The sequence below is a fragment of the Roseateles sp. FW305-36 genome, from assembly GCF_058787015.1.
On record NZ_JBYSZK010000003.1, the window covers coordinates 53,402 to 76,223 of the forward strand.

25 protein-coding genes are annotated in these 22,822 nt (G+C 69.7%); 11 read left to right on the forward strand and 14 right to left on the reverse strand.

Annotated elements, in window-relative coordinates; translation table 11 throughout:
• The first annotated feature begins 9 nt into the window (after positions 1-9).
• Genes lptG through AC3WOE_RS06915 form a run of 3 tightly spaced genes read left to right on the forward strand, consistent with a single transcriptional unit; the run spans position 10 to position 2,440 of the window.
• Positions 10-1,137 carry an LPS export ABC transporter permease LptG gene (gene lptG, locus AC3WOE_RS06905; protein WP_492689270.1) on the forward strand — a complete coding sequence of 376 codons (1,128 nt, stop codon included), beginning with the start codon at positions 10-12 and terminating at the stop codon, positions 1,135-1,137.
• Positions 1,137-1,499, forward strand: a complete 363-nt coding sequence (locus AC3WOE_RS06910; RefSeq protein WP_492689271.1) for a sirohydrochlorin chelatase — start codon at positions 1,137-1,139, stop codon at positions 1,497-1,499. Before lptG ends, AC3WOE_RS06910 begins: the two co-directional genes overlap by 1 nt.
• The gene (locus AC3WOE_RS06915; protein WP_492689273.1) at positions 1,496-2,440 is read left to right on the forward strand and encodes a CysB family HTH-type transcriptional regulator; all 945 of its coding nucleotides are present in this window, start codon (positions 1,496-1,498) and stop codon (positions 2,438-2,440) included. Before AC3WOE_RS06910 ends, AC3WOE_RS06915 begins: the two co-directional genes overlap by 4 nt.
• Positions 2,441-2,452: 12 nt before the next feature.
• Here the strand turns inward: AC3WOE_RS06915 and AC3WOE_RS06920 are convergent, their stop codons facing one another.
• Positions 2,453-4,150: a type IV pilus assembly protein FimV gene (locus tag AC3WOE_RS06920; protein WP_492689275.1), complete on the reverse strand. Its 1,698-nt coding sequence runs from the start codon at positions 4,148-4,150 to the stop codon at positions 2,453-2,455.
• A gap of 127 nt (positions 4,151-4,277) precedes the next feature.
• Between AC3WOE_RS06920 and AC3WOE_RS06925 the strand changes: the two genes are divergently transcribed.
• Positions 4,278-4,982: a Crp/Fnr family transcriptional regulator gene (locus tag AC3WOE_RS06925; protein WP_492689276.1), complete on the forward strand. Its 705-nt coding sequence runs from the start codon at positions 4,278-4,280 to the stop codon at positions 4,980-4,982.
• 65 nt (positions 4,983-5,047) lie between these two features.
• A complete protein-coding gene (locus AC3WOE_RS06930) occupies positions 5,048-6,121 on the forward strand; it encodes a phosphotransferase (protein WP_492689278.1) in 1,074 nt (357 codons plus the stop codon).
• Between the two features lie 153 nt (positions 6,122-6,274).
• On the opposite strand, the gene AC3WOE_RS06935 is transcribed toward AC3WOE_RS06930, so the two are convergent.
• Entirely contained in the window at positions 6,275-7,009 is a 735-nt protein-coding gene (locus AC3WOE_RS06935; RefSeq protein WP_492689280.1) for a hypothetical protein, read from the reverse strand.
• Positions 7,010-7,069: 60 nt separating this feature from the next.
• On the opposite strand from AC3WOE_RS06935, the gene AC3WOE_RS06940 reads away from it, so the two are divergent.
• Entirely contained in the window at positions 7,070-7,762 is a 693-nt protein-coding gene (locus AC3WOE_RS06940; RefSeq protein ID WP_492689282.1) for a glutathione binding-like protein, read from the forward strand.
• Positions 7,763-7,764: 2 nt separating this feature from the next.
• On the opposite strand, the gene AC3WOE_RS06945 is transcribed toward AC3WOE_RS06940, so the two are convergent.
• From AC3WOE_RS06945 to AC3WOE_RS06975, 7 genes are read right to left on the reverse strand one after another with little or no spacing between them, the layout of a single operon-like run.
• On the reverse strand, positions 7,765-8,559 hold the full coding sequence (locus AC3WOE_RS06945) for a hypothetical protein (protein ID WP_492689284.1): 795 nt from the start codon (positions 8,557-8,559) through the stop codon (positions 7,765-7,767).
• 43 nt (positions 8,560-8,602) lie between these two features.
• Entirely contained in the window at positions 8,603-9,328 is a 726-nt protein-coding gene (gene soxA, locus AC3WOE_RS06950; protein ID WP_492689286.1) for a sulfur oxidation c-type cytochrome SoxA, read from the reverse strand.
• Positions 9,325-9,648 (reverse strand): thiosulfate oxidation carrier complex protein SoxZ, encoded by a 324-nt coding sequence (locus AC3WOE_RS06955; protein WP_492689287.1) that lies wholly within the window; start codon positions 9,646-9,648, stop codon positions 9,325-9,327. The genes soxA and AC3WOE_RS06955 overlap by 4 nt, the downstream gene beginning before the upstream one ends.
• Positions 9,648-10,058 carry a thiosulfate oxidation carrier protein SoxY gene (locus AC3WOE_RS06960; RefSeq protein ID WP_492689288.1) on the reverse strand — a complete coding sequence of 137 codons (411 nt, stop codon included), beginning with the start codon at positions 10,056-10,058 and terminating at the stop codon, positions 9,648-9,650. Before AC3WOE_RS06960 ends, AC3WOE_RS06955 begins: the two co-directional genes overlap by 1 nt.
• The gene (soxX, locus tag AC3WOE_RS06965; RefSeq protein WP_492689290.1) at positions 10,055-10,426 is read right to left on the reverse strand and encodes a sulfur oxidation c-type cytochrome SoxX; all 372 of its coding nucleotides are present in this window, start codon (positions 10,424-10,426) and stop codon (positions 10,055-10,057) included. The genes AC3WOE_RS06960 and soxX overlap by 4 nt, the downstream gene beginning before the upstream one ends.
• The gene (locus AC3WOE_RS06970) at positions 10,423-12,591 is read right to left on the reverse strand and encodes a xanthine dehydrogenase family protein molybdopterin-binding subunit (protein ID WP_492689291.1); all 2,169 of its coding nucleotides are present in this window, start codon (positions 12,589-12,591) and stop codon (positions 10,423-10,425) included. Before AC3WOE_RS06970 ends, soxX begins: the two co-directional genes overlap by 4 nt.
• A complete protein-coding gene (locus tag AC3WOE_RS06975; RefSeq protein WP_492689293.1) occupies positions 12,588-13,082 on the reverse strand; it encodes a (2Fe-2S)-binding protein in 495 nt (164 codons plus the stop codon). Before AC3WOE_RS06975 ends, AC3WOE_RS06970 begins: the two co-directional genes overlap by 4 nt.
• 90 nt (positions 13,083-13,172) lie before the next feature.
• Here AC3WOE_RS06975 and AC3WOE_RS06980 point away from each other — a divergent pair, with 90 nt between their 5' ends.
• From AC3WOE_RS06980 to AC3WOE_RS06995, 4 genes are all read left to right on the forward strand, one after another.
• Complete coding sequence (locus AC3WOE_RS06980; RefSeq protein ID WP_492689294.1) at positions 13,173-13,931, forward strand: type 1 glutamine amidotransferase domain-containing protein; 759 nt, start codon at positions 13,173-13,175, stop codon at positions 13,929-13,931.
• 117 nt (positions 13,932-14,048) lie between these two features.
• Complete coding sequence (locus AC3WOE_RS06985; RefSeq protein WP_492689295.1) at positions 14,049-14,516, forward strand: (2Fe-2S)-binding protein; 468 nt, start codon at positions 14,049-14,051, stop codon at positions 14,514-14,516.
• The gene (locus AC3WOE_RS06990; protein ID WP_492689296.1) at positions 14,513-16,810 is read left to right on the forward strand and encodes a xanthine dehydrogenase family protein molybdopterin-binding subunit; all 2,298 of its coding nucleotides are present in this window, start codon (positions 14,513-14,515) and stop codon (positions 16,808-16,810) included. The genes AC3WOE_RS06985 and AC3WOE_RS06990 overlap by 4 nt, the downstream gene beginning before the upstream one ends.
• The gene (locus tag AC3WOE_RS06995; RefSeq protein WP_492689297.1) at positions 16,807-17,583 is read left to right on the forward strand and encodes an SDR family NAD(P)-dependent oxidoreductase; all 777 of its coding nucleotides are present in this window, start codon (positions 16,807-16,809) and stop codon (positions 17,581-17,583) included. Before AC3WOE_RS06990 ends, AC3WOE_RS06995 begins: the two co-directional genes overlap by 4 nt.
• Before the next feature lie 4 nt (positions 17,584-17,587).
• Here the strand turns inward: AC3WOE_RS06995 and AC3WOE_RS07000 are convergent, their stop codons facing one another.
• The 3 genes from AC3WOE_RS07000 to AC3WOE_RS07010 are packed head-to-tail and all read right to left on the reverse strand — an operon-like array spanning position 17,588 to position 21,636.
• Positions 17,588-18,274, reverse strand: coding sequence for a response regulator (locus AC3WOE_RS07000; RefSeq protein ID WP_492689298.1), 687 nt, complete (start codon positions 18,272-18,274; stop codon positions 17,588-17,590).
• On the reverse strand, positions 18,271-19,554 hold the full coding sequence (locus AC3WOE_RS07005; protein ID WP_492689299.1) for a sensor histidine kinase: 1,284 nt from the start codon (positions 19,552-19,554) through the stop codon (positions 18,271-18,273). The genes AC3WOE_RS07000 and AC3WOE_RS07005 overlap by 4 nt, the downstream gene beginning before the upstream one ends.
• Positions 19,555-19,566: 12 nt before the next feature.
• Complete coding sequence (locus AC3WOE_RS07010) at positions 19,567-21,636, reverse strand: SPFH domain-containing protein (protein ID WP_492689300.1); 2,070 nt, start codon at positions 21,634-21,636, stop codon at positions 19,567-19,569.
• 185 nt (positions 21,637-21,821) lie between these two features.
• On the opposite strand from AC3WOE_RS07010, the gene AC3WOE_RS07015 reads away from it, so the two are divergent.
• Positions 21,822-22,274, forward strand: coding sequence for a hypothetical protein (locus AC3WOE_RS07015; protein WP_492689302.1), 453 nt, complete (start codon positions 21,822-21,824; stop codon positions 22,272-22,274).
• Here the strand turns inward: AC3WOE_RS07015 and AC3WOE_RS07020 are convergent.
• Together AC3WOE_RS07020 and AC3WOE_RS07025 are read right to left on the reverse strand one after the other, a co-directional pair.
• Entirely contained in the window at positions 22,261-22,407 is a 147-nt protein-coding gene (locus AC3WOE_RS07020; RefSeq protein WP_492689304.1) for a hypothetical protein, read from the reverse strand. The genes AC3WOE_RS07015 and AC3WOE_RS07020 overlap by 14 nt on opposite strands.
• The gene (locus AC3WOE_RS07025; protein WP_492689306.1) at positions 22,404-22,604 is read right to left on the reverse strand and encodes a hypothetical protein; all 201 of its coding nucleotides are present in this window, start codon (positions 22,602-22,604) and stop codon (positions 22,404-22,406) included. Before AC3WOE_RS07025 ends, AC3WOE_RS07020 begins: the two co-directional genes overlap by 4 nt.
• Between the last annotated feature and the right edge of the window lie 218 nt (positions 22,605-22,822).

Consider the following 22,822-nt stretch of genomic DNA (forward strand, 5'->3'; position numbering starts at 1 on the left):
GGAGCACCCATGAGAACCGTCCGAGCCCTGCTCTACAAGGACATCGCCGGCGCCGTCCTGCTTGTCGCACTGGCCTTTCTGTCGCTGTTCTTCTTCATCGACTTCGTCGACGAGATCGAACGCATGACGCGCATCGGCGCCGGCGCGGGCAAGGCCGCCCTGCTTGCCGCCATGGAGCTGCCCGGCCGCTTCTACGAGATGTTCCCCATCGCCGTGCTGATCGGCGCCATCGTCGCCCTGGCCCGCATGGCGCAGAGCAGCGAATTCACCATCCTGCGCACGGGTGGCCTCGGCCCGGCGCGGGCGTTGGGCCTGCTCGCCGGCCTGGCCGCGGTGTTCGCCGTTCTGACCTTCGCCGTCGGCGACTACGTGGCGCCGCGCTTCGAGCGCGAGAGTGACGAGATGCGCGCCAACTTCGCCCACGACAACAGCCCTTCCAAGCGCGGCGCCTGGTTGAAGGACCACCAGAAGATCGACGGCCAGGAGCGCAGCTATTCGGTCAAGGTCGGCCGCGTCGGCGGTGGCGGTGAACTCGAGGATGTGCGCATCTTCGAATTCGACGCCGAGGGCCGGCTGATGTCGCGCACCGAGGCGGAGAAGGTCGATGTCGATGCCCAGGGCCTGTGGCATCTGCAGACGGTCAAGCGCACGGTCTGGAACCCGGGCACGGCGACGGCCAGCGGCAGCGTCGGCGATGTCGTCGTCAGCGAGCAGCAGCTCGACAAGCTCGACTGGCAGAGTTCCCTGCATGCCGGCGTCATCGCCGCGGCCGTGCTGCCGGCCATGTCGATGTCGACGCTGGAGCTCTACCGCTACACCAAGCATCTGTCGGCCCAGGAGCAGTCGGCCCAGGCCCACAACATCCAGTTCTGGCGCAAGGCCTTCTATCCCTTCGCCTGCTTCGTCATGGTGGCCCTGGCCCTGCCCTTCGCCTATCTGCACGGCCGCTCGGGCGGCATCAGCATCAAGGTCTTCGGCGGCATCATGCTGGGCATCAGCTTCATCCTGCTGAACAACGTGGCCGGCCATCTCGGCCTGCTGAAGAACTGGACGCCCTGGGTCGTCGCGGCCACACCCAGCCTGCTCTACCTCGGCCTGTCGATGGCCGCCTTCACCTGGCTGGTCAGATACCGCTGATGGAAGGCCTGCTGCTCTTCGCCCACGGCGCGCGCGACCCAGCCTGGGCCCGGCCCTTCGAGGCCATCGCCGAGAGGCTGCGCGCGGCCCGGCCTGGCACGCCGCTGGTGGTGGCCTATCTCGAGTTCATGTCGCCCGGCATCGAGGCAGCCGCCGAACAGCTGGTCGCCGCCGGCTGCACGCTCGTGCATGTGCTGCCCCTCTTCCTCGGCACCGGCGGCCATGTGCGGCGCGACATCCCGCCGCTGCTGGACCGCCTGCGCGAACGCCATGCCGTCGAGTGGCGGCTGCACGCCCCTCTCGGCGAACAAGAAGCTGTGCTCCACGCCATCAGCCTGGCCTGCCTGGCCGTCCTCGAATGAATCTGCACCAATTCCGCTTCGTCCAGGAAGCCGCCCGCCGCAACCTCAACCTGACCGAGACGGCCAAGGCCCTGTTCACGTCGCAGCCGGGCGTGTCCAAGGCCATCCTCGAGCTGGAAGAGGAACTCGGCGTCGACATCTTCTCGCGCCACGGCAAGCGGCTGCGCCGCATCACCGAGCCGGGCCAGCAGGTGCTGGCCTGCATCGAGATCATCCTGCGCGAGGTCGGCAACCTGAAGCGCATCGGCGAGGAGTATTCGCGCCAGGACAGCGGCACTTTTTCGATCGCCACCACCCACACCCAGGCCCGCTATGTGCTGCCCGCGCCGGTAGCCCAGCTGCGCAAGAACCTGCCTCAGCTGCGCATCAGCCTGCACCAGGGCAGCCCCGACCAGGTCGCCAAGATGCTGCTCGACGAGACCGCCGACCTCGGCCTCGCCACCGAGTCGCTGGCCCAGTACCCGGAGCTCGTCACCCTGCCCTGCTACGAGTGGCAGCACGTGATGGTGGTGCCGCGCGACCATCCGCTGGCCAGCGCCGAGCGCATCAGCCTCGAGCAACTGGCCGGCGAGCCCCTGGTGTCCTACCACCCCAGCTTCACGGGCCGCACCCGCATCGACAAAGCCTTCGCCGCGCGCCACCTGACGCCCAGCGTCGTGCTCGAGGCCATCGACTCGGACGTCATCAAGACCTATGTGCGCCTGGGGATGGGCGTGGGCATCGTGGCCGAGATGGCCATGCGCGAGGAGCCGGCCGGCAGCGACCTCGTCGCCAAGCCGCTGGGCGCCCTGCTCGGCAGCAACGTGACTCGCATCGCCTTCAAGCGCGGCGCCTATCTGCGCAACTACGTCTATGCCTTTGCCGAACTGCTGTCGGACCGGCTGAGCCGCAGGCTCATCGAAAAGGCCATGAACGGCGAAGCCGACGACTTCGACCTGTAGCGACTGCCAGCGCTAAAGCTGGCTGTTGCCAAAGCGGGAGTCGATCGGCAGCATCAGATCGACCTCTTCGCCGCGCAGGCCCGCCTCGAACAGGTCGCGCGCCACGCTGTAGAGGGTCAGCAGGTCGCGGTAGGCCGGCAGTTCGAAGCTGGGCACGCCCGGGCCGCTGCCACGGGTCAGCAGGTCCTGCAGCATCTGCATGGCGGAGCCCGGATCGGACCAGACCACCTGCAGATGCGCGATGACGCTGGCGCTGGCATCCAGGCTGCGCCCGCGCGTCAGGCTTTGCGACCATGACGGAGCCAGCACCCGGAAGCGCTGCTCGAACTGCTTGACGAGCTCGGCAAACACCTCGGGCTCGCCGCGTTGCTGGCAGAGCTCCATCAGCATCAGATAGGACATGGCGCCGGCATTGCCGCGCGCCAGCCGGGTGGCGAGCAGGTCGGCCGCCGCCTCGTGCTGGCCGAGCAGCTGCAGGAAGTCGACCTGTTGCTGCAGATCCAGCAGCTCGTCCGCCACGGTCAGCTCGTTGGCCAGCGCCGGCGCGGCCACGGACTGGGGCGCCATGGGCTGCGTCGCCTGCATGTCCATCGGTGGCGCGATATGGGGCGGCGACACCAGTGGCGCCGGTGGCCAGGGCATGGGCCGAGGCTGGGGTCGCGTGACCTGATGCTGGCCTTCGTCCGGCAGGGACGCGGCCAGGCTGACGACCGGGGGGGCCATGCCCGGCGAGGGCTGCTTCGGCGCCGCCATGGGCACCGCCGCACCTTCTGCGGCGTGCAGGGCCCGCCAATACGCCAGCTCACGGCGCGCGCGGTCGTCGCGCCAGCGGCTGCCGTAAAAGGCCGCGGCGCCGGCCAGCAGGCTCAGCCCCAGCGTGAACAGCCAGGTCATGGGATCGCGGTAGGGCGACGCGTGCACGAGCGGCGCCGGCACGGCCGGCGGCACCACGGCAGGCGCCGATGCCTTGGGAATGGCTTCGGTGGCCGCCGCCGAGGCTGCCGCGGCTTCGGCCTGCAGCCGCGCCTCCATCTCGGCGCGCAGTTGCGCCACGGTCTGCTCGAGCTGGGCGATCTGGGCTTCCAGCTCGGGCGTCAGCTCCATCTCGGCGGCGCTGGCAGCGGGCTGCACGGGCCGCGGCGCCTCGGTCATCAGCACCTCCGGCCTGTCCAGCACCAGACGCGGGCCGCTGGCACGCGGCTTGGGGCGCGGCCGCGGGCGGGGCGCCGGTGCAGGCGCATCGGCCTGCGCCTGCGCGACCGGGGCCGGGGCAGCCAGGACAGGCGTGGTGGGCGCCGGCGGCGGCACGGTGACGCCACCCGGCGGGTCGATGAAGAGATTGAACTCGCGCGTCAGCCGCAGCGGGCAGCCCAGGGCCAGCGTCATGCGCAGGGCGGGCTCGTCGATGCGCGCCAGGCCTTGCAGGCGGATGCGTTGCTGACCGGGTTCGCCCTCGATGCGCAGTTGCAACAAACCGGCCGGAACGCGGGCATCGCCGGCCGAAACCTCGGCACGCAGGCAGGAATCCGGGAGTTGTTCGCCTTCGGCCAGCGTCAGCGGGATGCTGGCATCCAGTGCCTTGCCCAGGCCCGAATGGATCTGCGGCCGACCCAGGCCCAGGGCCTGGGCGTCCGGCGCCAAGCCAAGCAGCAGTGCCAGAGCGGGTGTGAGGGCGCCAGCCAAGGTCAGGCGCAGGGCCGTGAAGGGCATTGACTGCGGGCGTCTAGCTATCAGTTGAAAGAGGGGGTGGAGACAGCGCGGATCACTCTAGCATGGGGGCACTCGCCAACGACCCCATTCCCGGGGGATGCGCGGGCGGCACAATGACTGCCAAGCCATGAACGCACTCACCCTCACCCCCGCCGAACGCCAGCAGATCGACCAGGGCGCCTGGTTCTCCAAGCTCTCCGAGCCGCTGCGCAACGACATCCTGCAACGCGCCTTCGTGCGCCGCCTGGCCGACGAAACCATGCTGTCCCACCGCGGCGAGCCCGCCGAGGAATGGTCGGCGGTTGCCAAGGGCGCCGTGCGCGTCAGCTCGGTGTCCCTGGCCGGCAAGCAGATCTCGCTGACCTATGTCGAGCCCGGCACCTGGTTCGGCGACATCGCCCTCTTCGACGGCCTGCCGCGCACCCACGATGCTTATGCCCACGGTGAAACCACGCTGCTGTGCGTGCGCAAGTCCGACTTCCGCGCCCTGCTGCAGGCCCATTCCGAGCTCTACGACGCGCTGCTGAGGCTGAACTGCCGCCGCCTGCGCCTGATGTTCGACATGATCGAGGACCTCAACACCCGCCCCCTGGCCGCCCGCCTGGCCAAGCAGGTCCTGCTGCTGGCGCGCTCCTATGGCGTGCAGGAGGGGGACGAGACCCGCATCGGCCTGCAACTGGCCCAGGAAGACCTCGCCCAGCTGCTCGGCGCGTCGCGCCAGCGCGTCAACCAGGAGCTGAAGGCCTTTGAGCGCGAAGGCGCCGTGCGCGTCGAACCGACGAGGTTGGTGGTGCTCAGCCGCGAGAAGCTGTTGGCGGCCGCGTCGCGGTAGGGACACGCCTGCCGGCCCTTGCCTCTCAGAATGGAAAGTTCGCGCCCTTCAAAACGACGACATCCATGGAAGCATTCACCGGCACCCGCCCCCTCGCCAAGCCTCTGGACAGCGCCGCCCTCGAGGCCTGGCTGTCCGCCCATGTCGACGGCTTTGCCGGCCCGCTCGAGATCGAGCAGTTCAAGGGCGGCCAGTCCAACCCGACCTATTTGCTGAAGACGCCGGGCGCGCACTACGTGATGCGCAGCAAGCCCGGCCCGGTGGCCAAGCTGCTGCCGTCGGCCCATGCCATCGAGCGCGAGTTCCAGGTCATGGGTGCGCTGGCCGGCACCGACGTGCCCGTGCCGACCATGTACGCGCTGTGCGAGGACGAGGCCGTCATCGGCCGCGCCTTCTACATCATGTCCTTCATGCCCGGCCGCGTGCTGTGGGACCAGAGCCTGCCCGGCATGAGCAATGCCGACCGCGCCGCCCACTACGACGAGATGAACCGCGTCATCGCGGCCCTGCACCAGGTCGACTTCAAGGCCCGCGGCCTGGAGGCCTACGGCAAACCCGGCAATTACTTCGAGCGCCAGATCGGCCGCTGGAGCAAGCAATACCTGGCCTCCGTCACCGAGGCCAATCCGGCCATGGACGCGCTGCTGGCCTGGCTGCCGGCCCACATCCCGGCCTCGGCCCGCGACGAGAGCGAAGTGTCCATCGTCCACGGCGACTACCGCATGGACAACGTCGTCTTCCATCCCACCGAAGCGCGCGTCATCGCCGTGCTGGACTGGGAGCTGTCCACGCTCGGCCATCCGCTGGCCGACTTCAGCTACCACTGCATGAGCTGGCACATCCCGACCTCGGGCGCGGCGCGTGGCCTGGGCGGCGTCAACATCGCCGAGCTGGGCATCCCGGGCGAGCGCGAGTATGTGCAGCGCTACTGCGAGCGCACCGGCCGGGCCGATGCCGGCGCCGTCATGGCCGACTGGAACTTCTACATGGCCTACAACATGTTCCGCATCGCGGCCATCGTGCAGGGCATCGCCAAGCGCGTCGTGGACGGCACCGCCTCCAGCGCCCAGGCCAAGGAAACGGCGAAAAGCGCCAAGCCCCTCGCCGAACTGGCCTGGGCTTTCGCAAAAAAAGCGTGACCCGGTATTGGGTGCGGGCCGAGCGCCGGGCCGCTCCCTAGCCGGCCCGCGTTGGGTGATGTGCTTGCCGGTCGATCCGGCAAGCATCACCGTCCCCTCGGGGGACCGGTCAGGCTTGCCGGCGTTCAGCGCGGCAAGACTGGACGAGGGGCATCAGACGTCCCCGGTACGGGTCGACGGCGTCCAGGCGATGGACGTCGTCGTCGGCCAGGCGCCGCCCTCGGCCATGCGGCCGCTGATGCGCTGCGCCTCGCGCGCCGCGGTCTCGATGAGGCGCACCAGGGCCTGCACCTTGGGCAGGTCGGCCTCGCCCATCTCGGTACGCAGGTACAGGTTGCCGCGCATGCTCATCAGCACGAAGGGATGGCCCTCGGGCAGCAGGTCCTGGCTGGCCTGCACCAGCGCCTCGCCGAGTTCACCGTCGATCCACGACGCGGCCAGCTCCTTGGTCACCCCGACGATGCCATAGCGCTGGCGCACGATCTGCGAGGCCGCGTTGTTGAACTTGGGGAACATCACCAGCCAGCGCATCTCCTCAGGCGTGTCGGTGTCGACCCGGGTCTTCAGCGTGTCGGTATAGGCCTCGAAGACGGCGCGCTCGAGGTTCTCCATCAGCGCACGGCACACCACCATCATCTGCAGGTCGTGATGCAGGCCCATCTCGCAGCGCATGCGCAGCTCGGTGCCGGGCAGATAGCTGCGCTGGGACGCACCCCATTCGATGCGCAGCGGCCCGGGAAGCGCCTTGGGCTGATCGATCAGGAAGCCCAGACCATCCCGCGTCTGCGAGAACTCGGCGCCACGCGCCTCGGCCCAATCCATGATCGGACGCCAGCGCGCTGCATTGGCCCGCGTCACGAGCCAATGCTTGACCTGCTTTACCACCATGAGTCGTGAGGAAGTCTGAGAATGGGGCTGCTTGCTAGGCACACCGCACGGAGGCGACGAATGATTGAAGTGTATTCATGGCCCACGCCCAACGGCCACAAGGTGCACATCATGCTGGAGGAGTGCCGCCTCGCGTACCGGGTCCATCCCGTGGACATCGGCGCCGGCGAGCAGTTCGCGCCGAGCTTCCTCGCCATCAGCCCCAACAACAAGATCCCCGCCATCACCGACCCGGACGGCCCCGATGGCAAGCCCATCTCGCTGTTCGAGAGCGGCGCCATCCTGCTCTACCTGGCGGGCAAGACGGGCAAGCTGCTGCCCGCCGACGTGCATGGCAAATACGAAGTCCTGCAGTGGCTGATGTTCCAGATGGGGGGCGTCGGGCCGATGCTGGGCCAGGCGCATCACTTCCGCATCTATGCCCCGGAGAAGCTCGACTACGCCATCGACCGCTACACCAACGAGGCCAGGCGGCTCTACAGCGTCATCAACAAGCGCCTGGCCCACTCCACCTATCTGGGGGGGCGGGACTACAGCATTGCCGACATCGCCGTCTTCCCCTGGCTGCGTTCCTGGAAGAACCAGGGCGTGGAGATGAACGACTACCCGCATCTGAAGGGCTGGTTCGACGAGATCGCCAAGCGCCCGGCCGTGCAGCGCGGCGTCGAGGTGCTGGCCGGCGCGCGCAAGCCGCTGACGGACGACAAGGCCCGCGAGGTGCTGTTCGGCAAGCGCCAGCTCGAGCAACGCTGAAGTCAGGCCGGCACCAGGCGCAATTCGCGATGCGCCGGCGGCAGGCCTTGACTGGCGAGGATGAGGGGTTCGTGCGCCGCCAGGAGCCCCGGCACAAAAGCCGTCTGCCCCGCGACGTCGGCCAGCGCGACCGCCGCGGGCTGATCCGCGAAGGCCAGCACGTCGGGCGCACCGAGGCCTGTTGAAGCTGCGCCGAAGCCTGGATCGGCGAAGACCTGCAGCGCCGCCGCCGCGGCGCCCCCCATGCGAGACCGCGACAGATGCAGGGCAAGCCGCCCCTCAGCATCGCTCGCGCCTTCGTGCACACGGCCTTCGTCATCGGTCAGGCACACGCGCGCCCAGGCCACGGGCTCGCCATTCGCCTGCCAGCTGAGCAGGCCGTAGACGCTGCAGACGCCAGGCGGCGGCCTGCGCGTCGGCGCGCTGAGCAGGCCCACCCGCATCAGGCGCATGCCGCCCAGCACCCGGTCGCTGAGGATCTGGCCCACCGGTCGAGCCGGCAGGGGCCACGGCAGGCTCAGCGGCTGGAAACGCTGCAGCTCGTCGCGTACGAGCACGTCGGCACAGACCGCCTCCTGAGGCCGGCGCCAGCGCACGGGCAGGTCGGGCCAGACATGCAGGCCCGACGGCGTGACGACAGAACGGCCGAGCAAGCGGCCGCCGCCGCGCTGCACCAGGCTGCAGCGCAGACCCGTCGTGATGAGGTCGCCGCTGGCCAGGTCGACGAAAACCAGGGCTTCGCCCACCGGCAGCCGCGGACGGTCCAGGGTCGGCTCGCGCCGTGTCATGACAGCCATGGCCCATCCTAGGAAGGAGGTGGCGCGACGGTCATCCTGCTTGTTAGGGACGCACGCCCGGCGGCTGCATGGCCATGCCGGCCGAGCGGCGCGCGAGATAGGTCTGCAGCGCCAGCAGCTCGGCGCTGTCCCAGTCCCACACGACGGCGCGCACGCCATTCAGGCAGCCGCGCAGCCGGCGCTGCAGGCTGCCCATCGACTGCCATTCGAGGCGGTAGACCGGGTAGTCGTCGACATGGGCCTGGGGGATGAGGCTTCCACCCAGGCGCAGTCCGGCGCGCTCGTCGTGGCACTGGGCGCAGGACAGGTTGAGGGCGCCGAGACGGGTCATGTAGAGGCGCTGGCCCTGGCTGGCAGCCTGGTCCAGTTCGGGGCCGCGCGGCGGGCTGAGCGGCAGGCCGCGCGACTGCTGGGCGACCAGGGCCGCGAGCGCAAGCAGCGGCTCCGCTTCCGGCGCCCAGGCGGACTGCTGCTGATGGCGCACGCGGCAGCGCTGGATGCGGCCGGGCAGGTCGACGAGGCCTTGATCCCAGGCCGGGTAGCGGGCAGCGGCGCCGCGCAGCTTCTCGGGCTCGCCGTGGCAGCTGGCGCAGGATTTCGGTCCTTGCCCCCACAGTTCTCGACCCAGCGCCAAGGCAAGCTGAGCGGGATGCTGGGCGTCGTCGCCTTGCAGCATGCGCAGCGCCGGGCTCATCGTGTCGCGGCCGGAGCGGCGCTCGTCGGCCTGCGCCGCCAGAGCGACGAGGAGGATCAGCAGCCAGGCCTTCATGCGACGTTGAGCGCGCGCGTCTCGCGATGCTCGAAGCCGTTGTCGCCACGCCAGACAAAGCTGAGCTCGCCGGACTTGTCCGTGCGCATCCAGAAGGCGAGATAGGGGTTGGCCGAGATGGCCGCATAGAAGTCGGCGGCAAAGACGAACTCGCCATCCAGCCGACATTCGAAGCGGCGCACCAAGTCGCGCGCCAGGCGTGAGCCGTCGTCGCCGGTGCGATAACCCGTCTCCATCGAATGCGCGACCGTCGCCCTCACCTCGAAAGCTTCGCCGGCCTTGATGGCGGCGGGCAGCGTGATGACGGCACGGCTTGCCATCAGGGCTCCACGCAGGCGGCCAGTGTCACGATGACGTCGACGCCGGCCTGCCAGCAGCGCCCGTCCGCCGCCTTGGCCACGGCGACGATGCGCTGGCTGCGCGCGAGGCGCATGCGGGTGCTGAACTCGGGCTTGGCGACGGCCGCACCGAAGCTGGCATGCAGGACCTCGGGCTCGGGGTTCTGCGGCGTGAACAGCGCGAGGCCCACCACCGGCTCGCTGGCGGCAACGCGCACCGGAACGGCATTGCCGTTCTCAACCAGTTCGGCAATCTCGACTTTCAACGCGCCCTGCTCGGGGTTGCGGCCCGCCCAGGCACGGATGGCGGCGCGCATGGCGTCATCGGTCGCCTGCGCCTCGGGCAGCAGGGCGAAGGCCGCGGCACCCAGCGCGAACTCACGACGCCTCATGGCCTGCCCAGCGTGCCCAGATAGGCCACGATGTCGTCCAGCTGCGCTTCGGTCAGCGCCGCCCTGCCCTGCCAGGCTGGCGCGATGTCGCGCAGCCCTTGCGTCGAGCGAAAAGGCGGCATCACGGTGTTGGGGTTGAAGCGCCGCATGTCGGCGATGCGGTCGCGCAGGCCTTTGGCATTCAAGCGCGTCGCGATGCCGTCCAGCGGCGGCGCGAGATTGCCCTGGTTGGGGTCACCGGCCGCCGTCAGCGAGTGACAGAGCAGGCACAGGCTCTGCGCGCGGTCGGCGATCAGGGCACGACCTCGCTCCACGTCGGCGGCCTGGGCATGACCCGCCAACAGCAGAGCGAAGAGCGCGCTTCTCACACCAGCTTGTGCTTGGCCAGCGGCAGGTCGCGGATGCGCTTGCCCGTCGCCGCGAAGATGGCATTCAGCACCGCCGGCGCCGCGACCGCAATGGTCGGTTCGCCCACGCCGCCCCAGAAGCCGCCCGAAGGCATGACGATGGCCTCGACGGCCGGCATGTGCTCCATCTTGACGACGGGATAGGTGTCGAAGTTCTGCTGCTCGACGCGACCGTCCTTGACCGTGATCTCGCCGAACAGCGCCGCCGACAGCCCGTAGACGAAACTGCCTTCGACCTGGGCAGCGATCTGCTGAGGGTTGACCGCATGGCCGGGATCGGTAGCGGCGACGATGCGATGGATCTTCAGCTCGCCCTGCTTGGACACCGACACCTCGGCGCAGGCCGCCACATAGCTGCCGAAGCCCATGATCTGGGCCAGGCCCAGATACCTGCCCTTCGCCAGTGGCTTGCCCCAACCGGCCTTGGCGGCCACCGCGTTCAGCACCGCCAGATGCTTGGGTGAATGGGCCAGCAGCTCGCGGCGCAGCTCCAGCGGGTCGCGCTTGGCGGCATGGGCCACTTCGTCGATGAAGCACTCCATGTAGACCGCGTTCTGGTTCAGGTTCACGCCGCGCCAGAAACCCGGCGGCACCGTCGGGTTGCGCATCGCATGGTCGACCAGCAGGTTGGGCACCGCATAGCCCAGCGCGCCCTCGGCGCCGCCGGCGTTCAGGCCCTGGAAGACGACGGGGTCCTTGCCGTCCTTGATGTTCTGCGGAAAGATGCCCGCGATGATGCTCTGGCCCGAGATGCGCATGTGCAGGGCCGTCAGCTTGCCGGCCGCATCCAGGCCCGCCGTCAGCTTGCACTGGGTGACCGGGTGGTAGCGGCCATGCGTCATGTCCTCCTCGCGCGTCCAGATCAGCTTGACCGGCGTGCCGGGCATTTCCTTGGCGATGGCCACGGCCTGGCGCACCCAGTCATGCACCGCGCCGCGCCGGCCGAAGCCGCCGCCCAGATGCAGCTTGTAGACCTCGCAAGCGGAAGGCGGCAGGCCCGAAGCTTCGGACGCTGCGGCCAAGGCGGCTTCGCCGTTCTGCGTCGGCGTCCAGACCTCGCAGCGCTCCGGCGTCCCGGGCTTTGCAGGGGTGATGAGGGCGGTCGCATTCATCACCTCCATCGTGGCGTGGTTCTGATGCGGGAAGCTGTAGACGGCCTCGACCTTCTTCGCGGCGCCGGCCAGCGCCGCCTTCACGTCGCCCTGGCTGCTGCCGACCGCGGCCTCGGGCGCATCCAGCGCTGCCTTCAGCGTGGCCGCCGTGTCGGCACTGTTCTGCGACACGTTGACGCCCTCGTCCCAGACGATGGGCAAGGCCTCCAGCGCTGTCTTGGCCCGCCACCAGGTATCGGCCACCACGGCCACGGCCGAGTCGCCCACCTTGACGACCTTCTTGACGCCGGGCCGGGCCTCGATCGCCGCCGCGTCGAAGCTCTTCAGCTTGCCGCCGAAGACCGGGCAGTCCCTGATGGCCGCATTCAACATGCCGGGCAGCTTCAGGTCCATGCCGTAGACCTGGGAGCCGTCGAGCTTGCCCTTGGTGTCCAGGCGCTTCAGGGGCCGACCCGCGAGCTTCCAGTCCTTGGCGTCCTTGAGCTGGATGTCGGCCGGCGCGGCCAGCTTGGCGGCTTCGGCGGCCAACTGGCCATAACTCAGCTTCTTGCCGGCATGCGTCACCCAACCCGAACGGGTGGCGCATTCGACGACAGCCACCTGCCACTGGTTGGCGGCCGCCTGGATCAGCAGGGCCCGCGCCAGCGCGCCGCCCTTGCGCACGTACTCGTGCGACTCGCGCACGCCACGGCTGCCACCCGTGCTCATGCTGCCCCAGGCGCGGTTGCGCGCCAGGTTCTGGCCGGGCGTCGGGTACTCGGTCTTGACCTTGCTCCAGTCGCATTCCAGCTCTTCGGCCACGAGCTGGGCCAGGCCGGTCAGCGTGCCCTGCCCCATCTCGGACCGCGCGATGCGGATGACGGTGGTTTCGTCGGGCAGCACCTGCACCCAGGCGTTCAGCTCGGGCGTGGCACCATCCTGGGCGAGACCCGGCACGTGGAAGCCCACCATCAGGCCACCGGCGGCGGCCGTGGTGGCGCTCAGGAAGTCGCGTCGATTCAGCGCGGCGCTCATGCCTGGCCCCCTTCGATGACGATGGGGATCTGCTTGCGCTGCACCTGGCCGGCGGCCAGATGGATGGCGGCGCGCACGCGGTTGTAGGTGCCGCAGCGGCAGATATTGGTCATGGCCGCGTCGATGTCGGCGTCGGTCGGCTTGGGTTTCGCCTTCAGCAGCGCCGCGGCGGCCATCAGCATGCCGCTCTGGCAGAAACCGCACTGCGGCACGTCCAGCGCGTCCCAGGCCTTCTGCAATGGGTGGCCGGCGTTCGGCGCCAAGCCCTCGATGGTGGTGATCTTTTGCGCCGCCGTCAGCGCCGAGGCCGGCATCACGCAGCTGCGCACCGGCGCGCCGTCGATGTGCACCGTGCAGGCGCCGCACTGGGCGACGCCGCAGCCGTATTTGGTGCCCGTGAGGCTGAGCTGCTCGCGCAGCACCCAGAGCAGCGGGGTGTCGGCTTCCGCCTCGAACTGCACCCGCTTGCCGTTGACCGTCAACTCCGCCATGCCTGCCGCTCCCGCTCCGCCACCCTTGGCGGGCGCGGGCAGCCTAGCAGCATCCACACCTGTCTGTCTTGCCCTCCTAAGATGCCCGACATGGCCCGCATCCTTGTTCCCCTGCCCGCCCAGGACTACGACCCGTCCGAGGCCGCCATCCCCTGGAAGCTGCTCACGGCGCGCGGCCACAGCTTCCGCTTCGCGACGCCCGACGGCCGGCCCGCCCAGGCGGACCCGCGCATGCTGGATGGCAACGGCCTGGGGCTCTGGAAGCCGTTGCTGATCGCCCAGGCCCATGCCCGCGAGGCGCATGCGGCCATGGTGCAGAGCGAGGCCTTTCTGAAGCCGCTGCGGTATGACGACGTCAACCCCAGCGAGGTCGACGCCCTGCTGCTGCCCGGCGGCCATGCGCCGGGCATGAAGGCCTATCTCGAATCAGCGCGCCTGCAGGCCCTGATCGCGGCTCATTTCGCGGCCGACAAGCCCGTCGCCGCCATCTGCCACGGCGTGCTGCTGGCAGCCCGCTCCAGGCGCGCCGATGGCAAGTCCGTGCTGCATGGCCGGCGCACCACCGGCCTGACCAGGCAGCAGGAGATGACGGCCTGGCTGATGACGGCCGCCTGGCTGGGCAGCTACTACCGCACCTATCCCACGCCACTGCAGACCGAAGTGCAATCCCTGCTGGCCAAGCCCCAGGACTTCGACGTCGGCCCGCCCGCTCTGAGGCGTGACGACCTCGAGCATCTCGGCCGCGGCTTCACGGTGCGCGACGGCAACTACCTCAGCGCGCGCTGGCCCGGCGACGCCCATGCCTTCGCGCTGACCCTGGCGCAGATGCTGGAAGAGCCATCGCGCTGACCTGCCCACGCGGGCATTCGGGGCCACCAGCAGGTTTGGCCGGAAACGTGTAGCGTTCGCGGCTGCTGTAGCCGAATGCGCCGGTCCTGCGCATGTTTGCCATCCGTGGAGACTTCGATGACGACATTGCAGATCAATGGCCAGTCGACGACGGTGGAGGCGGGCGAAGACACCCCGCTGCTGTGGGTATTGCGCGATCACCTCGGCATGACCGGCACCAAGTTCGGCTGTGGCCTGGCGCTGTGCGGCGCCTGCACGGTGCACCTTGACGGCCAGCCGGTGCGCGCCTGCCAGACGCCGCTGTCCGCCGCGGCGGGCAAGCGCGTCGTCACCATCGAGGGCGTGGGCGCCAGCAAGACCGGCCAGGCCGTGCAGCACGCCTGGGTCAAGCTCGGCGTGCCGCAGTGCGGCTACTGCCAGGCGGGTCAGATCATGAGCGCCACGGCCCTGCTGGAACAAAAGCCCAAGCCGACCGACGCCGACATCGACGCGGCCATGAGCGGCAATCTGTGCCGCTGTGGCACCTACACGCGCATCCGCAGCGCCATCAAGACGGCCGCCGGCCTGGAAGGCGGTGCCGCATGAACGGCTTTGTCCCCCACGGTCATCTCACGCGGCGCAAGCTGCTGGGCTTCACCGGCCTGGTGCTGGGCATTGGCCTGCCCGGCTTTGCACTGGGCGCCGACGAGCCCAAGAAATACGGCGGCGACGGCATGCCCCATGGCATCCAGGACAGCCCGCACACCTTCATCGCCATTGCGCCCGACGGCACGGTCAGCATCGTCGTCAACCGCTCCGAGATGGGCCAGGGCGTGCGCACCAGCCTGCCCAAGGTGCTGGCCGACGAACTGGAGGCCGACTTCGCCCGCGTCAAGGTCGTGCAGGCGCCCGGCGACGAGGACAAATACGGCAACCAGGACACCGACGGCTCGCGCAGCATGCGGCACTGGTTCATGCCCATGCGCCGCTGCGGTGCGGCCGCACGCGCCATGCTGGAGCTGGCGGCGGCCCAGGCCTGGGGCGTGCCGGTTGCCGAGGTGCAGGCTGCCAACCATGCCGTCACCCACAAGGCCAGCGGCCGCTCGCTGGGCTATGGCGCACTCGCCGAGGCCGCCGCCAAGCTGGACGTGCCGGCCCGCGACAAGCTCAGGCTCAAGGACGCCAAGGAATTCCGCTACATCGGCAAGCAGGACAGCCACCTGGTGGACGCCGAGGTCATCGTCACCGGCAAGTCGCAATACGGCATCGACACGCGGCTGCCGGGCATGCTCTACGCCGTCGTCGCGCGGCCACCGGTGTTCGGCGGCAAGCTCAAGTCCGTCGACAGCAGCGAGGCCTTGAAGGTCGCGGGCGTCGTCAAGGTCTTCGAGCTGGCCGGCACGCCGGCACCGTCCGAGTTCCAGCCTCTGGGTGGCGTCGTTGTCGTGGCCAAGGACACCTGGGCCGCCATGAAGGGGCGCGAGGCGCTGAAGATCGTCTGGGACGACGGCGCCCACGCCAGCTACGACTCGGCCGCCTTCCGCCGCGAACTGGAGGCCGCCGTGGCCAAGCCGGGCGGCAAGGTTGTGCGCGACGATGGCGATGCACCGGCTGCGCTGGGCAAGGCCGCCAAGCGCGTGGCGGCCGACTACTACGCGCCGCATCTGGCCCACGCGACCATGGAACCGCCGGCCGCGACGGCGCGCATCGTCGACGGGCGCTGTGAGGTCTGGGCCTGCGTGCAGTCACCCCAGGCCGCCCGCGAACGCGTGGCCGCGCGACTGGGGCTGGGTGCGGACAAGGTGACCGTCAACGTGACCCTGCTGGGCGGTGGCTTTGGCCGCAAGTCCAAGCCCGACTTCGTCGTCGAGGCGGCGCTGGCCTCGCAGCAGATGCAGGGCGTGCCGGTCAAGCTGACCTGGACGCGTGAGGACGACCTGCACCACGACTATCTGCACACCGTCACGGCCCAGCATCTGGAGGCCGGGATGGACGCCAAGGGCCGGGTCACCGCCTGGCTGCAGCGCGCGGCCGAACCGACCATCCTGTCCATCTTCATGCCCGACCCCAAGCAGCTGGCGCCCTTCGAGCTGGGCCTGGGCCTGATCAACCTGCCCTACGCGATTCCCAACATCCGCATCGAGAACCCCGCGGCGACGGCGCACGCGCGCATCGGCTGGCTGCGCTCGGTCAACAACATCCAGCACCAGTTCGCCGCCCAGTCCTTCGTCGCCGAGCTGGCCCATGCGGCCCAGCGCGACCACCGCGATTTCCTGTTCGAGCTGCTCGGCCCGGCGGCCCAGATCCCGCCGCCACAAATGGGCGACGACTGGAACCACGGCGAGTCACCGCAGCTCTACCCCGTCGACACGGGCCGGCTGCGCGGCGTCATCGAGCGCGCGACAAAAGAGGCGGGCTGGGGCCGCAAGCTGCCACGCGGCCAGGGACTGGGCCTCGCGGCCAACTACAGCTTCGTGACCTATATGGCCGTCGTCGTCGAGGTGCGCGTCAGCGCCAAGGGCGAGCTCAGCATCCCGCGCATCGACGTCGCCGTGGACTGCGGCCCGGCCATCAACCCCGACCGCATCCGCTCCCAGGTCGAGGGCGCCTGCATCATGGGCCTGAGCCATGCGCTGTACAGCGAGATCACCTTCAAGGAAGGCCGCGTCGAGCAGAGCAACTATCACGACTACGAGATCGCCCGCCTCAACATCGCGCCGAAGAAGATCGCCGTCCACATCATGCCGGCCAAGGGCTATGACCAGCCCCTGGGCGGCGTCGGCGAGCCGGCCATCGGGCCGATTGCACCGGCACTGATGAACGCCATCTTCGCGGCGACCGGCAAGCGCATCCGGCAGTTGCCGCTGAAGGACCAGCTCATGGCCAAGAAGAAGACATGACGGCGCGCAAGGTCGCGTTGATCACCGGCGGTGGCACGGGCGTCGGCGCCGCCACCGCGCTGATGCTGGCCGGCAAGGGCTACGATCTGCTCATCAACTACTCGCGCAGCGCCGACGACGCTGAGGCTAGCGCCGCGGCCTGCCGAGCGGCCGGGGCCGACGTGCTCGTCAAGCAGGGCGACGTGGCGCAGGACGCCGACTGCCGCACGCTGGCGCAGGCCGCGCTGGACCGCTGGGGCCGCATCGACGCCCTCGTGAACAACGCGGGTGTGTCGGTGTTCGGTGCCGCTGCCGAGTGGGATGCGCTGGACGCCGAGACCTTCCAGCGCATCCTGGGCGTCAACGCGCTGGGCAGCTTCCAGATGGTGCGCGCCTGCGTCGGCGCACTGAAGGAAGCGCAGGGCTGCATCGTCAACGTGTCCTCGGTGGCTGGTGCGCTGGGCGTGGGCTCGTCCATGCCCTATATCGCGTCCAAGGGCGCCATCAATGCGATGACGCTGCACCTGGCCCGCGCGCTGGCGCCGGCCGTGCGCGTGAACGCGGTCTGCCCGGGCCTCATCACCACGCGCTGGTTTGTCGACGGCGTGGGGCAGCAGGGCTATGAGGCCGGCCTGAAGGCCTACGAAGCCGGCGTGCCGCTGCAGCGCGCCTGCTCACCCGAGGATGTGGCCGAGGCGATCGTCTGGCTGGTGGACGGCGCACGCACGGTGACCGGCGAGCTGGTGATGCTGGACAGCGGCATGCACCTGGCCGGCGCGAAGCCGCCGCGCTGAGCCTTCAGCTGGCTTCGGCGATGCGATAGCCCACGCCGGGCTCGGTCAGCAGCACGCAGGGCTCGGCCGGGTCGACCTCGAGCTTGGCGCGCAGCTGGCCCATGTAGAGGCGCAGATAGTGGGTCTGTTCGGTCGCGTCCGCGCCCCAGACATCGGCCAGCAGGCGGCGATGGGTGACCACCTGGCCGGCCTGGCGCACGAGGCGGGCCAGCAGCTTGAACTCGGTGGGCGTCAGGCGCACATCGGTGCCGTCGCGCTTGACGCGATGGGCGGCCAGGTCGACCTCGAGGCCGGCACGGCGGTACAGGGTGATGGCGGGCTGGGCGACGGTGCCGCGGTGGCGCAGCGCCACGCGCAACCGCGCCAGCAGCTCGCCGATGCCGAAGGGCTTGACGAGGTAGTCGTCGGCACCGGCATCGAGCAGTCGGATCTTCTGGCCCTCGACCTGGCGGGCCGAGATGACGATGAGGGGCGTGGAGCGATCGCGTCGCAGCGATTGCAGCAGTTCCTCGCCGTCGCCGTCGGGCAGGCCGAGGTCGAGCAGCACGGCGTCCAGAGGGCCGGCGTGGGCCAGTTGGGCCATGGCATCGGCCAGGCTGGCGGCGGTCAGCACCTCATAGCCTTCGACGGCCAAGGCCTCCTTCAAGGTCACGCGCAATTCGCGGTCGTCTTCGACCAGCAGCAGCTTCATGTCGAGGCTTCCGGCAGTTCAGGGGCATCACGCAGCGGCAGGCGCAACTCGAAGCTGCAGCCGCCATGGCCGCGCGGGCGCAGGCTCAAGGACCCTTCATGCGCCGCGGCAATCGCACGGCACAGGGCCAGACCCACGCCCGAGCCCGGCGGACGCTGCTTGAAGGCGGCGAGGTCGCCGCGCTGGAAGGCGTCGAAGACGCGATCGCGCCACGCCGGGTCGATGCCGGGGCCGCGGTCGCGGACGGCAAACAAGGCTTCGCTGCCCAGGCGGCGCACCACCAGCTCGACCGGCGCGGTGGCCGGGCTGTACTTCAGCGCGTTGTCGACGAGGTTGTCCAGCAATTGAGACATCAGGGCCGCATCACACCACAGCAGCGGCAGCTCGGGAGCGATACGCGCTTTCACACGATCGCCATCGGGCCGGCGACGCACGCGGCGCAGGGCGGCCCCGACGATCTCTTCGGCCGACTCCCAGTCGCAGCGCAGGCTCACCCCCGGCGCGCCCAGGCGGGCCAGTTGGAGGGTGTTGTCGGTCAGGCGCACCAGGCGGGCCGTCTCGTCGACGATGCGGCCGGCGAGTTCGCTGCGCTGGCTGGCCGTCAGCCGGTCGCCCTGGGTCTGCAAGGCCGAGGCCGAGCCCATGATGGTAGCCAGCGGCGTGCGGTAGTCGTGCGAGATGGCAGCCAGCATGGCGTTGCGGGTGGACTGGGTCTCGGCCAGCTCGCCGGCCCGGCGCGCTTCGTCCTGCACGCGGCGGCGCTGCAGGGCCAGGCCCATCTGGTCGCACAGGGCCTGGGCATGGGCGAGATGGTCAGCAGCCAGGGCTTCGGTGCCCAGGCCGCGCAGCGTGACGGCACCCAAGGCGGCGTCGCGGCCGCGCAGCGGCAGATAGAGGTCGGGCTCGCCGCTGTGGTGGGCCGTGCCGGGCCCCAGGGCCCGGCCGCTGTCGGCGCAGAGCTGCAGGCCCGCCAGGGCGTTGGCATCGGGGTCGCCGAGGACGATGTCCTGGGCGCTCGACGTGGGTCGCAGCAGCAGCGCCGTCGGCAGGCCCGCCAGCCGGTCCAGGGCCTGCAGCAGTTCGTGGGCATGGGCCTCGGGCCGGTCGGCATCGCGCATCAGGTCGCCGAATTCGCGCAGGGCGCGCTCCAGCTGGGCGGCGCGCTGCGCCGCGCGCACGCCCTCCCAGGCGAGGCGCAGCTTCCAGCCCGCCCAGGCCAGGCCCATCAGCGAGCCAACGGCGATCCAGGGCAGGAATTGAACGAGGGGACGGGGCACCATGGGCGGCGCAGTTTAGGTGGCCGTCACGGTTTCGTTCGGCACCGGCATGGGCTCGGGCCTGGCCAGGCGGTCCTTCACCAGGCCGGCCAGCAGCACGTCCACCAGGGTGCCGCCCTGGCTGCCGCTCTGGCCACCACCGCCCACCAGCACCTCGGGCACCAGCTGCACGCCGGCACCGGCCAGGGCCTGGGCGACCTGCACGATGGCGTAGTTGCCCGACTCCATGGAGCCGATCTTCTGGCGGATGACCTCGGCCTCGGCTTCACCGATGGCCAGCGTGCGGCCGGCCTCGGCCTGGCCGGTCACGCGCGTGACCTCGGCATCGGCCTCGGCGGTGATCTTCTTGGAGCGCGCCGCGCCATCGGCCGTCTTCACCGCCGCTTGCGCGTTGAACTCGGCCATCGCCACCTTGCGCTCGGCGTCCACCACCTGGGCCTGGGTGCGGGCCAGGGCGGTGGCCTGCTCGAGCTGCTGGCGCACGCCTTGCGCCTCCATCTGCGTCGTAAAGGTGACCTTCTCCTGCTCGGCCAGCTTGCGATCGGTCAGGGTCTTCATCAGCTCGGCCGGCGGCACGATGTCGCCGATCAGCGTCTCGACGGCGCCGACGTCATAGGCCTTCAGGGCCAGCGCAATCGCGGCCTTGGCCTCGGCCTGGCGCTCGCTGCGCTTCTTCAGGAAGTCGATGACGTCAGAGTTCTGCGCGGCATTGCGGAAGTAGTTGCCGATGGTGGGCTCCAGCACCTGGGTGACCAGGGCCTCCATGCTGCCGAAGCGGGCGATGACCTTGGGGGCGTCGTTGCGCGGGATGTGGATGATCTGGCTCACGTCCAGGTTGAAGGTGAAGCCGTCGGCCGAGCGCACGGTGATGGTGGACAGGTTGGCGTCCAGCTTGTGGGCCTCGGTCTTGCCCGTGGCCCAGTTCAGCACGACGTTGGCCGTCGGCACCACGCGCACCTTGTGGGTGTAGGTGTTGATGGCGTACTTGCCGGGGTCGAGCACGTCCACCCAGACGCCCTTCTCGCCCTTGCGGACCATGTTGGCGTGGCGGAAGCCCTCGCCCGTCACATCCACGCCGGCGCGGCCGACGAAGGCGACGACGACACCGACGGAGGCGATGGGCACCTCGGTCATGTCGATGATCTCGACGGTGGCGAACATCGGGTTGATGAAGTAGCGGCCGGCCAGCAGCACCTGCTCCTGCAGGCCCTTGGTGCCGCCGGCATTGACGAAGGCTTGCGGCTCCTGGAAGAGGTTGTGTCCGGGCACTTCGGGGCCGGCGATCTCGCCCGTGGTCAGCGAAGCGCCTTCGCGCGTCGTCACGATGCCGACCTTGTTGTCGGGCACGTCCGTCACCTGCACCTGCGTGACGCGGAACAGTCCGGGGTTGATGCGGTACTTGCCTTGCGGGATGACGCTCATCTGCGGGCCACGCTCGCCGCCGCCGGCCATGAAGGCGCGGGCGTCCTGGAAGCTGTCGCAGGCCACGGCGCGGCCGATGACGCGGCCGCCGCCCAGGGGCTTGCCGTCGCGGGCTTCGACGATGCCGATCTTGCCGGGTTCGATGACGGTCATGCGCTCCAGGCGCACGGTGAACAGCAGGGTGTTGATGCGCCAGGCGCCCGGGGGCACGACGCTCGTCTGCAGGCCACGCTCGCCGCTGGCGAGGAAGGCGCGGGCGTCCTGGAAGTTGTCGCAGTCGACGTGGCGGGCCAGCACGCGGCCATCGGGCAGCGGCAGACCGTCGCAGGCCTCGACAACGCCGATGGCGTCGTCAGGCACGACAGTGAACTTGACGAGTTCGACCTGGTATTGCCACGGCCACAGGCCCAGGTGCAGGCCGGGGGCCAGGGTGTCGGCCTGCAGGCCGGCTTCGCCATAGAGAGCCACGATGCGGCCGGGCGGCAGTTCGCGGTGGCGGCCGAACAGCACGAAGCCCTTGGTGACCGTGCCGATGGAGTCGTCCGGCACGATGACGAAGCCGAACAGGCGCAGGGTCCGCTTGTAGAAGAGCAACGCCGCGAGGCCGAGCAGGCCAAGGGCCGTCAGCCAGAGGGGCGGGAACAGGGTGTGCAGGGTGTCCATGAGGAGCACGGATGGTGGAAGAGGCCTTCACTGTGTCCGCCGCGGCGTTAGGGGCGCATAAGGGCCCTGCGGCATCCATCTTTTAGAACTTTTTAGATCGGATGCAGGACCGCGCCACGGCTCATCGCCGACAGTGCAGACCAGGCAAACGCCAAGCAGTCCACATCAAAGTCAAGGAGGTTGTCATGCCCACAGGCCTTGAAACCGCGCGCCACGTCTGGGACGTCATCAGGAATGGCAGCCCCGTCGACGCCAGCGGCCCGGCCGTCTCGGTACTGCCCCAGGGCGCCACGCCCCTGGATCTCGAGGGCTGGCAGGGGCCGGTCTGCTACCCCGAGACCTATGACGACCTGTCCTTCATCTTCGAATCGGACTTCGACGACTTCACGATCACGCCGAGCTGGCAGTTCAACGGCCGCTACATCAGCAACTTCAGCGTGCGGGCGGAAGGGCCCGGCGATGTCCAGCCCGGCCTGGACGTGTCGGTGACGACGCTGGAAGCCCTGGTCAATCCCGACGAGGTGGTGGAACTGCCCTATCTCATCAAGGTCAGCCTGCCCGATGCCAACGGCGGCGTGCGGCGCCGCACCTACCGCGGCCTGGCCCGCGGCAACGGCTCGGTGCTCAGCCTGCGATGAGCTTGCGGGGCTGCGCCGCGGCGGCCGGGCGCGGGTCCTGCGGACCGGCGTCCGAGGGCGCAGCGAGGATGAGGAAGGCGGCGCCGGCCAGCGCCACCACGGCGGCCGTCGCGGCGCCGATGCGGACTTTCACAGCACCACCCGCCGCACGTCGATTTCGGTGTCGGCCCAGACCACGGCATCGGGCTTGGGCAACTCGACGAGGCCGCCGAAGAAGCTGTGCGGCGTCGCAGGCTGGGGGACGGCTTCGTGCAGGCGCTGGACGCGGCGCATGGCGTCGCGGATCTGCAGGACCGAGTCTTGGGCGAGGGCTTGAAAGGGGATCTGCATGGCGGGCTCCGTTGTCGATGACGTCAGTCTCGGCAAGGACAGCCCGTGCGGAAATCACCCTGTGGGGGTGGACGAAGGGGGATGGGGAGCGGGCCTCCCACCTCGCATCCCTCCAAAGGGGGATGGCAAAAAAAAAGCCCCGGCCATCGGCCGGGGCCTCAATCGCTTGCACGCCTGCGAGGCTGAACCAGCGGCCTGCTCAGGGAGGGAGAAGCAGA